The 12390-nt window shown below is 41.0% G+C and carries 14 protein-coding genes; 1 reads left to right on the top strand and 13 read right to left on the bottom strand.

The window, feature by feature from the left end:
- Positions 1-13: 13 nt before the first annotated feature.
- The 11 genes from garR to BM195_RS03765 all read right to left on the bottom strand — a co-directional run bounded on the left by garR (position 14) and on the right by BM195_RS03765 (position 8485).
- Entirely contained in the window at positions 14-946 is a 933-nt protein-coding gene (garR, locus tag BM195_RS03815) for a 2-hydroxy-3-oxopropionate reductase (protein ID WP_244535657.1), read from the bottom strand.
- 48 nt (positions 947-994) lie between these two features.
- Positions 995-1273, bottom strand: coding sequence for a YciI family protein (locus BM195_RS03810; RefSeq protein WP_090233848.1), 279 nt, complete (start codon positions 1271-1273; stop codon positions 995-997).
- 189 nt (positions 1274-1462) lie between these two features.
- Complete coding sequence (locus tag BM195_RS03805) at positions 1463-1927, bottom strand: hypothetical protein (protein WP_244535656.1); 465 nt, start codon at positions 1925-1927, stop codon at positions 1463-1465.
- Between the two features lie 207 nt (positions 1928-2134).
- On the bottom strand, positions 2135-2866 hold the full coding sequence (locus BM195_RS03800) for a gamma-glutamyl-gamma-aminobutyrate hydrolase family protein (RefSeq protein WP_090233847.1): 732 nt from the start codon (positions 2864-2866) through the stop codon (positions 2135-2137).
- Positions 2867-3044: 178 nt separating this feature from the next.
- The gene (locus BM195_RS19050) at positions 3045-3224 is read right to left on the bottom strand and encodes a PD-(D/E)XK nuclease family transposase (RefSeq protein ID WP_090233844.1); all 180 of its coding nucleotides are present in this window, start codon (positions 3222-3224) and stop codon (positions 3045-3047) included.
- Positions 3215-3373: a hypothetical protein gene (locus BM195_RS18200; protein ID WP_170848137.1), complete on the bottom strand. Its 159-nt coding sequence runs from the start codon at positions 3371-3373 to the stop codon at positions 3215-3217. The genes BM195_RS19050 and BM195_RS18200 overlap by 10 nt, the downstream gene beginning before the upstream one ends.
- A gap of 174 nt (positions 3374-3547) precedes the next feature.
- Positions 3548-4678, bottom strand: coding sequence for an NAD(P)/FAD-dependent oxidoreductase (locus tag BM195_RS03785; RefSeq protein WP_090233837.1), 1131 nt, complete (start codon positions 4676-4678; stop codon positions 3548-3550).
- A gap of 222 nt (positions 4679-4900) precedes the next feature.
- Positions 4901-5593, bottom strand: coding sequence for a hypothetical protein (locus tag BM195_RS03780; protein ID WP_090233835.1), 693 nt, complete (start codon positions 5591-5593; stop codon positions 4901-4903).
- Entirely contained in the window at positions 5593-6300 is a 708-nt protein-coding gene (locus BM195_RS03775) for a LutC/YkgG family protein (protein WP_090233833.1), read from the bottom strand. Before BM195_RS03775 ends, BM195_RS03780 begins: the two co-directional genes overlap by 1 nt.
- Positions 6297-7724: a LutB/LldF family L-lactate oxidation iron-sulfur protein gene (locus BM195_RS03770; protein ID WP_090233830.1), complete on the bottom strand. Its 1428-nt coding sequence runs from the start codon at positions 7722-7724 to the stop codon at positions 6297-6299. The genes BM195_RS03775 and BM195_RS03770 overlap by 4 nt, the downstream gene beginning before the upstream one ends.
- A 44-nt stretch (positions 7725-7768) precedes the next feature.
- Positions 7769-8485 carry a (Fe-S)-binding protein gene (locus BM195_RS03765; protein ID WP_090233828.1) on the bottom strand — a complete coding sequence of 239 codons (717 nt, stop codon included), beginning with the start codon at positions 8483-8485 and terminating at the stop codon, positions 7769-7771.
- A gap of 584 nt (positions 8486-9069) precedes the next feature.
- Between BM195_RS03765 and BM195_RS03760 the strand changes: the two genes are divergently transcribed.
- Entirely contained in the window at positions 9070-9867 is a 798-nt protein-coding gene (locus BM195_RS03760) for an N-acetylmuramoyl-L-alanine amidase (RefSeq protein WP_090233825.1), read from the top strand.
- Positions 9868-9926: 59 nt separating this feature from the next.
- Here BM195_RS03760 and BM195_RS03755 read toward each other — a convergent pair whose 3' ends face one another.
- On the bottom strand, positions 9927-10598 hold the full coding sequence (locus tag BM195_RS03755; protein WP_090233823.1) for a uracil-DNA glycosylase: 672 nt from the start codon (positions 10596-10598) through the stop codon (positions 9927-9929).
- Positions 10599-11043: 445 nt separating this feature from the next.
- Positions 11044-12237 (bottom strand): DUF4317 domain-containing protein, encoded by a 1194-nt coding sequence (locus BM195_RS03750; RefSeq protein WP_090233821.1) that lies wholly within the window; start codon positions 12235-12237, stop codon positions 11044-11046.
- Positions 12238-12390 lie beyond the last annotated feature (153 nt).

The raw sequence follows: 12390 nt of genomic DNA, 5'->3' as shown, positions 1-12390 counted from the left end.
ACCTCCCTCAGTTTTACTGTTCCCGGTGGAGAACCATGCTATCCTGATTATCCCGAACCCCTTGAGATGAATCATTAAGATTAGCCAGCTTTTCATAATATTTCACAATCGCAGCATGATCATCCTCACCATTGCCATCAACCTTTAAAGCTTTTAATGTTTCACGGACTGAAGCGGTTAATGGCAACGGGACATCCATATCACCGGAAGTTTCCATCACATTATTTAGATCCTTCAGATGAAGGTCAATCTTAAAGCCAGGATCAAAGTTTCGCTCCAGCATCATCGGCGCTTTCGCATCCAGTACATTACTGCCGGCAAGGCCGCCCCGTATGGCGTTATAAACCAACTCATTGTCAACGCCCATTTTTTCCGTCAGCACCAATGCTTCTGAAACAGCTGCAATATTCAGTGCAACGATGATTTGGTTAGCAAGCTTCGTTGAATTCCCGGAGCCAACCTCTCCAGTTCTGACAACCGATCTAGCCATAGCTTCCATAACTGGCAAACACTTTTCAAAAATCTCTTCATCGCCCCCTGCCATCACTGAAACCGTTCCATCAATGGCTTTGGGTTCGCCGCCACTGACAGGAGCATCCAGAAATCCGATATCTTTTTTCTTCAGTGCTTCACCAATTTCCTGGCTGACGATCGGTGCAATCGAGCTCATATCAACGATGACTGATCCAGGTTTCGAACCATGGATTAAACCGCCTCCTCCCAAAATAACTTCTTTCACTTCGGGTGAATTCGGCAGCATCGTGATGATAACTTCCGCTTTAGCAGCTAAGTCAATGTATGCATCCACCACTTCTGCACCGTGTTCACGCATTTCCCTGTTGGTTTCAGGCTTGCTGCTGGAAATGACTAATTCATATCCAGCTTTCAGTAAATTTTTACTCATCGGTTTCCCCATAATGCCTAGTCCGACAAAGCCTATTTTCATGTCTGACTCCCCTTTGTATCGATTGTTGGATTGACCGTTCATATCAGCCTAAAAGTCAAATTCAGCATTCGTCTCCATGGCCCACTCATGAATTTCCCAGTCCCTTGCTCCTTCTTTAATATAAGGATCTTCTTTCAGATAGGAAACAGCCTGATCTAAAGTATCGGCCGCGTAAATAACCAATCCTCCTGAACCATCTGTAAATTTACCATTCATTAATACCTTCTTCTCCTGCCTCATTTGTTCCAGGAACTTAAGGTGCTGTGACCGGAATTCTTTACTTTTTTCTACATCTTTCATTGGCAAAAAAACAGCATAATATCTCATGATAATCCTCTCCCCATTTTCGAATAGACTATCCACTATAAATATTCTACGTAAAACTGTTTACATCCTGCTTGTTTTGTGCAAAAAACAGATACGAAGCAGTAAAAATAGCTTAGCCAATAAATGACTAAACCTTGAAATAGGTGCTTAGTTGATGGATTCTGTCATGGTTCTTCAAGAAGCCTGCAATCAAATCAGTTTTTGAATATCCTTTCGGCTGTAATGTCCGTCGATTCCCGGTTTTATAATCAGATAATTAATAATTTCTGTATCATCAAGTTTTAACGTTGTTTTTAAACCCTTAATGATCATGCTCAGATATTCATGAGACGGTTTATTCAAAGGAACATCCAAATTCCAGTCAGCTGTAAATGTAAAAATTGGGTATCCATCTTCCTTACCTAAATATAAAATTGTTCCGTACCATGAATCGCGCAAGGTTTTCGCCCCAATCCACATTATTTCATCTAAATCGATATTAAGGTCTGCGCCGTCATTTTCCTGTTTCACAACATCCATAAACTGCCCGACTGTTATGAGATATTTCCTGCTGTATGTGTGATATTTTTCATCATGATTCAATCCTATAAAAGCAACACCCTGATGCTGCCAACGATCGGACTGTTTTGCGAAATATAAAGGGTAATGCATCACATGCGTTGCCTCTTTTACTGGAAGTGACCGATCACTGCACCCAATCTCCACTTTTTCAGATCCTTCGGGTTTACCGCCTTTAATGTAACAAAAAAATCTTTCTCTGCTTAAATTAGATCCAAAACTGGCATACCATACATAAGTTTCTTTTTCTAGTTTTGTATCAATAACGATCACATCCTAAAGCTTTAGATGTCTCTTCAGAACTTATTGGCTATTAGTGCATTCATTTACGAAGGCTTTAAATAATTTCTGCATCGTCGGATCATCGCTTGCCATCTCTTCTGGATGCCATTGAACGCCCATAAAAAGTGAGGAGGATTCGTCGATAGCCTCAACTGCCTCAATCATACCATCAGGCGTTACTGCTGTCACCTTCAGACCCGATGCAAGCATATCAATTGCCTGATGATGCATACTGTTAACCCGTATTTCTGAACGATTTACTAATTCATATAACCTGCTTCCGTACTCAATCTGTATATCATGTGTCGCTTCAGACCTGCCTGCAAGCTGATAATGTTTGATGGCATGAGGGGCTTTGGTTTCAATATCCTGAATGACCGTACCCCCTAAAGCAACATTCAACAATGTGATGCCTCTGCAGATAGCGAAGATGGGCTTTTTCTGTTTAAGTGCATGATGGACCAGTGCCATTTCGATCTCATCACGATTGACATTGATTTTTTGTAATTTGGGATCAGGATTTTCCTGAAAAGAATTAGGATCGATATCCTCACCGCTGCTTAAAATCAAGCCATCACAGATAGACGTCCACACTTCCGGCATATCATTCGTGCCATTTGGAATGACAATGGGAATACCCCCTGCTTGTATCACCGAACTGATGAATCTTTCGTGCAGATTAACACTCTTAATATTATTGTGGTTGACAACCGAACTGGTAATTCCAATGACAGGTTTAATTGGCTGTTTCATCTTATGTTGCCTTCCTCCAGTTTTATTGTTGACTTAAAATAAGCTGCGTTGTTATTTATAAGCCTTATTTTTGATAGATACATTCAAAATATACGAACAAAAACTGATAACCTGTCCGAATTTTAGCCCTTCACCTGTCTTAACTATCCACTCATTACTTTCCGTCAGATCAGCAAATTCAGCCTTGACTTTTTATCTTCATAGTACTCGCTACCCATTTCCTTATCAGCGAAAGCGTATCCTTAATCCAATTCCGGCCTGTTTGATGCAAAATCGCATTTAAAAACACAACTGTGATATCTTTATTCTGTTCATTTCCAAAAAGCTGTTTAAAAGCGTAATCAATTTTCAAATCCATGCGTTTTTCAAGCGGTACTCGTTTCTGCAGATTTGTTCTATCACTTTGTGTGGTTTTCCTTTGTCTTCGTAATCATCGGGGGCTTCTCCTACTTTCATAGGTGCAGTGTAATCAGCAGCATTCACATAAGTGGGCTTAGTAAGTACCATATGTACACATCCTCTATGAATTTGTGGGAACTTAACGGGGTGTTCATTCTGACCATAGTATATCATGACTCATGACCCCAAATTAAAAACGAGTATTCTGATGATTTTTTCTAAAAAATATAATTATTTGCATATTATGAGGGAAACATGCACATTATAACTTAGTAATTTCACTTAATAGAACGAATTCCTGAATGCAGCTGCCCGCATTGGATCGTAAGGCGATAAATCAATATCACTGGTTTTTCCCATTATGATGGACGCTGCCAGATTGCCAATATATGGCCCCATTGTCAGACCAGAAGCACCCAGCCCATTGGCCAGGACGACATTTTCAAACGGTTCTATCGGTCCGAGTAACGGTGAAATATCTGGTCCCATCGGTCTAAAGCCAATCCGCATTTCCTCTAATGTTCCGTCGATCAGTCCCGGTGCTAGCGTTAATGCTTCATTCATCACTTCAAAAATTCCTCCGAAAGTTCTGCGATAATCAAATCCTGATCCCGTTTCTCGGGTTGCCCCTGTTACGACTCTGGAATCGTCAAAGGCCAGCATATAATGACCAGTCTGCGGCAATACGACAGGCCAGCTGGATGTATCCGTTTCAGGCAGTTTAATATGGGCAATCTGTCCCCGTTGAGGCTCTATTTTCAAATCAACACCCAAGGGTTTTAATAATGAAGGTGCCCATGTACCCGCCGCCACAATAACCGAGTCGGAATGAATGACGTCCCCATTCACTGTAATACCTTTAACGTGCTTATCCTCTTGAATCAATTCAGCTCCACCGCTGATTAACTTTGCTCCATGCTTTTGTGCTGCACGTTTTAAAGCATCTCTTAATAATCGTCCATCAACACGAGCAGCTCCAGAAAGATAAATGGCTTCCAAATTATTATTTAAAGGTGGAAATAATTCACGTGCCCGCTCAGAGTCAATTCTTTCAATATCTCCCATCTCCGGTGCATCTTTTTGTTTATCTTTTAATTTACGTTCAAGCTCATCCAATTCAGCAGGATCTGAACTTACACGCAGCGCCCCAACTTTTTTATAACCAACATTCGTTTCATTATCCTGTTTCAACTGGGAAATTAGCTCAGGGTAAAATTTGGCACCCCGCTTGGCAATTTCATACCAATTGTTATTATCCACTCTGGAAATCCACGGACAGACAATCCCTGCCCCGGCAGCAGTTGCATTCCCTTGATGCTGTTTATCAACCATAACAACTTCGTTATGATTTTTTGCCAAATGGTAAGCAGCACTGGCGCCTGCAATTCCTGCTCCGATAACGATCGTTTTCATTTCAGCCGCTCCTTCCTTTTCTATTTTGCAGCCCTTAAACCTGATAGTTCAATTTTATTTCACATTTATTTTCATATTATTATCCTAAATAGTCTAGTAAACTTTTGGATAAAACCGCAGAGTCTATTCTCCATTCAGTGACAGAAACTACTTGCAACTCTGCCAAGTTCCAATGCCAATGTTTTTAAGATCCAATCAGATAAATTCCAAATTTTTTCGTTACTATTTAAGTACCCATTTCATCCTGCTCATTAATAAATTACGGTTCAATTCACCTGTTAAATTAAACACCTGCAAATCAAATGCTGGATTTTTTTGATCGGAAAAGCTCTTCCATTCTTCAGCTACATACTTTAAATCTGAGGCTTTTATAAGTGCAACATCTGTATCCTGTTCAGAGAATGCCTTTAGTTTTTGGGCTTGTGCAACAGCATCTTTTGTATAGTCATGAACTATAACTAAAAAGGTGGTTATACGCATTTCATCTGAACGGATATAACCTAAAAATTGGCTAAAATGCTCTTCGGGAAAAGTATAAGCGTTTTCAGTGCTTTTATTATCCCATAGTATGGCTTCCCCAGCGTTATACTTCAATTTCCCATCAGCATGTTTTGACCCCTTCATATTAACTAGTTGTAACCCTAATTTCTTTTCAAATAGATAACGCGTTGCTTCTTCAAAATATTTCTCCACATTAAGGTCTTTATCAATGATTTTATTAACACGTAACGCTTTATAATCTCTTGATGCCAGTTCCTCATAAAAGTCATATAGTCTGGCTCTTTCATCTGCTGGATCAGTAGAATTAGGCGTTGATACATTTTCATAGTAATCGATGATGTTTTGTACTTTTTCATCCTTCGTACCACTCACTTTAGCACCTTCCAGAGTATTAAAAAATATGCCAAACCTCATCAATCTTCCACCATGATATACGTCACGTCAACTGGCCCATGCACACCGACAATCAGGTTCATTTCAATATCTGCGCTGTTGCTGGGCCCTGTCACAAAACTAATGCATGACGCAACACCATCTCCAGCCTGATTTGCTTCGTGGATCTGCTTTGTTGCCTGGGTCATTCTAGGCACAATTGTGCTCTTCGGAATAATGGCTATATAAGTTCTGGGCATCAGGCTAATCGAACGGCCATTATATTTGTTGTTGAATAATGTCACCGTACCGGATTCAGCAAGCGTTATATCACTGAATGTTATACCGACATCTGCACGCTCAGCGAATGCCTGATTTTCTTTACCATTTGTTTCATCCCATAAATGGACCTCATTGCCGTCATCTTTCAATTTTTGATAAAAGTCATGTAAACCATAATCTTCGTTACGTGAATCACTGGAAGCGACAATTGCTTTGGCTTTATAACCTTCAATTGTTTCTTTTAGAATAGCTGCCAGCCCATCCCGATCAGTCCTTTTAAAATTTGTATGAATAACCTTACAGTGCTCTTCCAATACATCCACCAGTTCGTCCTTCGATAAGCCTTTCAGCACCTCATCTTGCGGACGAATGCTCCACTGCGGCCTTTCGACTCCGTTCGTTCTCCGCGGCCGGTGTAAATTCGCTGTCACGTGCTCTAAAAACGCCTCCCTGTTCATGATGGTCATTGGCTTTCGCCTCCTTTTTGCCGTTCTTTAAACCATGAACGGAAAGTTTGTTTGGCCGGAGCGGGAAAATCCCGGTTGACCGTCCAGCCTTTTAACGGACCTGGACCATTTGTGATCGTTTCATCTTTCATCCATGGTTTGGTCGCAGAACGAGCCATGGCTGTACTCATTTTATATGCCGCTGGATTCGATCCCCATTTTGCAAAACCTTTCATCGCCAATTGCTCCGATTTTGGCGACTTTTTTTCCTGTTCGACGATGATTTCACGATGGCGAATCAATTGTTCATGAAGCGGAATTTTTACAGGACAAACCTCGGTGCAAGCCCCACACAATGAGGAGGCATATGGCAGTTCCTTATGATCTTCATACCCATCCAAGAGAGGCGTTAATACAGCACCGATCGGCCCTGGGTAAACGGATCCATACGCATGCCCGCCAACATGGCGATAAACCGGACAAACATTGATGCATGCTGCACAGCGGATACAATGAAGTGCTGACTGAAATTCCGTCCCTAAAATACTGGAACGGCCATTATCAACAATGACCAGATGATATTCTTCCGGACCATCGCTTTCCCCTTCATGACAGGTCCCAGTAATGGAAGTAACATAACTAGTCAAATCCTGGCCTACTGCCGCGCGTGTCAACAGGCTGACAAGGATATCGAGTTCCTCATAAGTCGGTACAACACGCTCCATCCCCATCACAGATATTTGCGTATCCGGAATTGCCGTAACCATTCTGGCATTGCCTTCGTTGGTAACAAACGTGACAGCACCAGACTCCGCCACCGCAAAATTGCAGCCGGTTACCCCGACATCAGCGGATAAAAATTCCTGCCTTAACTGTTCACGGGCAAATCCTGCCAGTTCTTCTGGTTTTGACGATTGGTGATACCCTTTCTTTTCGGCAAATGTTTCCTTTACCTGCTCTTTATTCTTATGTACTGCCGGTGCGACAATATGGGATGGCGGATCTTCATCCAATTGCAAAATCCACTCACCCAGATCGGATTCAACAACGTCAGCACCCACTTCCTCCAGTGCCTCATTCATACCGATTTCTTCAGTAACCATCGATTTGGATTTGACAATTTTTTTTGCATTCTTTTCCTTGACTACATTTTGAATGTAATGGTTGGCCTCTTCAGCCGTTTGGGCAAAAAAGACATTCCCGCCACGTTTAGATACGTTATCACTTAACAGTTGTAAATAATAATCAATGTTTTCCAGTGTATGTGTACGGATTTCATCGCCAAGTGTACGCCAATCTTCCCAATTCCCCCATTTATCCGCCTGATTTTGCCTTCCGCTTCTGAACCGCCCCTGCGCAGAAGCAACAGCCTGGCGCATAAAATCATTCTCTACGCCTTTCTGCACACGATCTTCATATGAAATGTCACCAAGTTTGATACTCAACAATTTTCCCCTCCATTTCATTGTCGTAATACCCGTCGCCCACTTTAATGATGATTCAGAATCTCTGTTATATGTGCAACTTTTACGTTCTTTCCTTCCCGTGTCATGCGTCCGCCAATATTAAGCAGACAGCCCATATCACCACTGACTACATATTCTGCACCCGTTTCGGATACATGGGCTGACTTCTCTTTTACCATCTCTCCGGAAATGACGGAATTTTTGACAGCAAATGTCCCACCAAAACCACAGCAATCTTCTTTTACCGGGAGTTCAACCAGATCAACACCCTTTACATTTTTGAGTAGTTTCATAGGTGCATCCTTAACACCCAATATCCTTGTCATATGACAGGAAGGGTGATAGGTTACCCTGCCTTTGAATGTGGAACCGACATCCACTACTCCCAATACGTCAACGAGAAATTGCGTGATTTCGTATGATTTGTCTGATAGCCGTTTCGCCTCCTCCCGCCAGACTAAATCATTTTCAAAAACTTTAGGGTATTCCTTCAGCATGCCCACACACGAGCCTGATGGGCCGACAACATAATCAGAGAACTGAAACGCTTTCATCATTTGTTTCATAGATTCTTTGGCATCTGTTGAATATCCGCTGTTGTATGCGGGCTGACCGCAGCACGTCTGTTCTTCAGGAAAATCAACTACACAGCCGACACGTTCCAGGATTTCCACCGTGTTTTTGCCGACATCTGTGGAAAACATGTCGCATAAACAGGTAATGAATAAGGAAACTCTCAAATTGATCCCTCCTTATTATTTAAAATATATTCCTAGTTTATGATAGCTTCGGCTACCTAGAACGGAAACCATAGACACAGAATTAATTTTATTCAACTTTTCCGATGTCTCGTATAACTCTTCCAGGGAATGATATTTTTCATTATATTGAACCCCTTATCATCTATATGTTTATAATATCATTTTAATGGCCGCTCTAGTATTTACAAATATCAGAAATTAAATGATTATCCATTAATCCCCTAAATGAAATACTGGCTCCATCGTCTTATCCGCCTGCCTTATGATAAACTTTTATCCTTATCAAGAAATTTTCCAAGAAGCATGCCCCCTTTTCCCCAAAACTTTCGATTGTAGTTATAGGAAGTATCACGACTACAATCGCATCCGGACAGGTAAAAGTGGCATCCACCAAAAATCAACTCATCGCTAACCATATCCCCCTCCATGAAAAGCTATAACACCTACGTTCATCCTCCGTCACTTTTCTCAATTTGGTTAAAACTGACCAATTTGTCCAATTGCGATTCGCTTCCTTTCAATACAATATATTGCAAGACTATTAATATGAAGGGAGCATTTTGATGAAACTTTATTTAGATCCGGGACATGGCGGGTCAGATCCAGGAGCGCAGGGAAATGGAATGAATGAAAAAGATATCAATCTGGATATTGCACTGCAGATTCGTAAAATTTTAACCAGTGAATACAGTGATGCTGATGTACGCATGAGCCGCACAGATGACAGCACGAAAAATTTAACGCAGCGTACAAATGAGGCAAATTCCTGGGGAGCTGACTATTACTTGTCCATTCATTGCAATGCGTTTAATGGATCTGCCCAAGGTTACGAGGACTATATCCACAGCAGTTTGTCCGACTCTTCCACCACAGCTGCTTATCGCGATACAATGCACGAAGAGATTACAAAAGTGAATCAACTCAGAAACCGCGGCAAAAAAAAGGCAAATTTCCACGTACTGCGGGAAACAACAATGTCGGCCCTCTTAACAGAAAATGGGTTTATCGATAATGCACATGATGCAGCTTTAATGAGTGATCCTTCATGGCGTCAAAGTGTTGCACGTGGACATGTGAATGGGGTGGCCATGGCATTTAATTTGCAGGAGAAAGAAGACAACGGAACACTGTATAAAATCATAGCAGGTTCGTTTCAGTCAAGAGAAAATGCAGAAAATCGTGTTGATCACTTGCAGTCAAATGGAATTGAATCCTTTATTTTGACGGTCACTATTTCCGGAGAACAATGGTATCGTGTACAGGCCGGAGCATTTTTGAACCGTGAGAATGCAGAAACACGCCTGCAGGAAGTCCAGAATGCCGGCGTTGAAGATGCTTATATTATTAGTGAGGATAGCTAAACCCGGGATTTCTCCGGGTTAATGCTATTTTTTAGAAATGTTGTTCTGCTCATCATCTATCACATTCGCACCTGCCAGTCAATTGGCGTACGCCCGGAAGATTCCAAAAATTCGTTGGCGCGTGAAAACGGCCGGCTGCCAAAAAACCCTTTATGGGCAGAAAACGGACTTGGATGTGGTGATTTAATGATGAGATGATCCGGAGCAGTTATCAAATCTTTTTTTGCTTGGGCATGCCGGCCCCAAAGGATAAAGACAACGGGTTCTTTTTTAGCATTGACCTGCTGGATCACCTCATTGGTGAATTGTTCCCAACCTTTTCCTCTATGGGATGCCGGCTGCCCCGCCCTGACCGTTAAAACCGTATTTAACATAAGGACACCTTGTTTTGCCCAGTCTGTCAGGCACCCATGATTGGGGATCGGAATACCAAGGTCATCATACACCTCTTTGTAAATATTTTTTAACGAGGGTGGTATGCTGACATCCGGTTTGACCGAAAAGCTTAATCCATGTGCCTGGTTCGGACCATGGTACGGGTCCTGCCCGAGAATAACCACTTTCGTATTGTGGTAATCCGTATAATGAAGCGCATTAAAAATATCGTACATGTTCGGATAGACGGTAGAAGAACCATATTCCGACTTCAAAAACGAACGCAACTCTAAATAATAATCTTTTTGAAACTCTTTTTCCATGATCGGCGCCCAATCATTCGTTAGTATGGCCACAACTTTCAGCTCCCAACGATTTAATAGAATTATATAAATTATCATATCACGCATTTGAAGGGCTGGAAATGACCTGAATGATTTGAATACCAACTTTCTATCTGTTAAATACAACATGTGATGCAATCGCTGATAATCTGCAGTTTACCTTGTCAAAACAGGCGTTGAGTTGCTGCGTGTTCCCTTACTTCAACATCAAATCGTAACAACATGAATGTTGACTCATACCATTCTCTTGGATCATTTTATTCGAGATCCATAACTGCTGCTTTCTTTGGGATTAAACGCTGTAGATTATGATGAAACCGCCCATCAGACAAAAGACCAATTAAAATTGTTGATTCGTCATACACCTGTTAATGCCGCGCCAGTTCAGTTAACGTGTCGGTAATTATAAAATAATAGGCAGTGGATCTAGTTGGAAATGGCAGTTTACTTTTGTTCATCATTGTCCATTCTCTGGCGCTTTTTGAACTAAAGCTTCCGGAATCATTTCAAATCCTTCAATCACTGTATTTTCTTCCACTTCCATCATTAAGTAACGTTTTCCGCCGAAATGAACTTGGCGGACATATCTTAAGTCTTGTGGACTGATGGCGATATTCGCTATTTTCGTCTCTATTTTAATAGACTTTGAATGATACTTCGGTACAATGTTGTTGGCTTTGAACTCATAACGTTCATCATCAACCACCGTTTTAAAGGCAGACTCAACCTTTTCAGAATTAACATCTTCTATTCCGCTGCTTGTTAAAACTTGTTCGATATCTTTGTAGTCTAATTTTGGTCTATCTTCCTCTTCATTTTCTTCCACGACCCGATGAATTTCATCATAAACATTGGACAGTGTGGAGGTATTGATTGTTTGATCACCAGCAACATTTTTCACAATTTCCTCAAAAACCAATTTATCCTGTGCAGCGGTCATGATTTCTTCCGCATTTAATACTTCTTCGATAAAATGGTAATTTGGTTTATTCTTTTTCCCTGCCGTATAAAGTACATGGTTGACATCCGCTGCATTATCCGTGATTGTTGGAAAAAGAAATCCTGATATGGGCGCTTTCAGATTGATAATTGGATCGACGACAATATTATATTTAAACGCCTTTTCAACATAGTCAAACAGTAATTCTTTTTTCGGATCCTGCGTTTTATTCATACTGCATAAAATAAAAGGATGAGCATAAACAGTATCCCGTTCATTTTCTTCTATCTCTTCACTCATGTTCTTCATCGGTTTCATATATTCTCCCCGAATAAAGGTTACGACAATATCCATGTCGTATTGTTTATCCTTCAGCATTTTCTCGACGAGTTGAAGCATAAGCTCTTTCCACTCTTCTGTATCATTACTTAAGATGCCCTGGTGAAGAATGAGCTGACTGTTGTTTTCCACATCACGCTGAAACTTCAATTCAAATAACTTTTCATCCAATTGGCCGGATAATACTTTTTTAAAATTGTCCATGAACAGCTCTTTCTGTTCCTCTTCCAGCATTTCAAACGGCATACTCTGATGATGGTAAATATCACTCGATTCCTTCATGATGTACACATTAAAAATGTCATGTATTTTCAACAAATCATTATCCACTTTGAATTGTTTCCGGATATTTGCGATGTCTTGTTTGTCCAACGTTGTTCCACTCCTAAGTTGATAGTTAGTGTGCATATTTTCACACACATTATTATATTCTATCATAGAGGGTAGAGGTTTTTCCTGGAGTTTGTAATAGAAGATTTTTAAGCACCTGTCATTTAATCCTGCATTCTAATTTAATACTGCAAG

The organism is Lentibacillus halodurans, assembly GCF_900112045.1.
Taxonomy (GTDB): Bacteria; Bacillota; Bacilli; order Bacillales; family Amphibacillaceae; genus Lentibacillus; species Lentibacillus halodurans.
This window is presented reverse-complemented; position numbering and strand designations above follow the sequence as displayed.

Bases quoted from the DNA above. Each gene is read 5' to 3' on its own strand.
- BM195_RS03780 (WP_090233835.1), bottom strand. From the start codon at position 5,593: ATGAGGTTTGGCATATTTTTTAATACTCTGGAAGGTGCTAAAGTGAGT.
- BM195_RS03760 (WP_090233825.1), top strand. From the start codon at position 9,070: ATGAAACTTTATTTAGATCCGGGACATGGCGGGTCAGATCCAGGAGCG.
- BM195_RS03775 (WP_090233833.1), bottom strand. From the start codon at position 6,300: ATGACCATCATGAACAGGGAGGCGTTTTTAGAGCACGTGACAGCGAAT.
- BM195_RS18200 (WP_170848137.1), bottom strand. From the start codon at position 3,373: ATGGTACTTACTAAGCCCACTTATGTGAATGCTGCTGATTACACTGCA.
- garR (WP_244535657.1), bottom strand. From the start codon at position 946: ATGAAAATAGGCTTTGTCGGACTAGGCATTATGGGGAAACCGATGAGT.
- BM195_RS03810 (WP_090233848.1), bottom strand. From the start codon at position 1,273: ATGAGATATTATGCTGTTTTTTTGCCAATGAAAGATGTAGAAAAAAGT.
- BM195_RS03785 (WP_090233837.1), bottom strand. From the start codon at position 4,678: ATGAAAACGATCGTTATCGGAGCAGGAATTGCAGGCGCCAGTGCTGCT.
- BM195_RS03800 (WP_090233847.1), bottom strand. From the start codon at position 2,866: ATGAAACAGCCAATTAAACCTGTCATTGGAATTACCAGTTCGGTTGTC.
- BM195_RS19050 (WP_090233844.1), bottom strand. From the start codon at position 3,224: ATGGATTTGAAAATTGATTACGCTTTTAAACAGCTTTTTGGAAATGAA.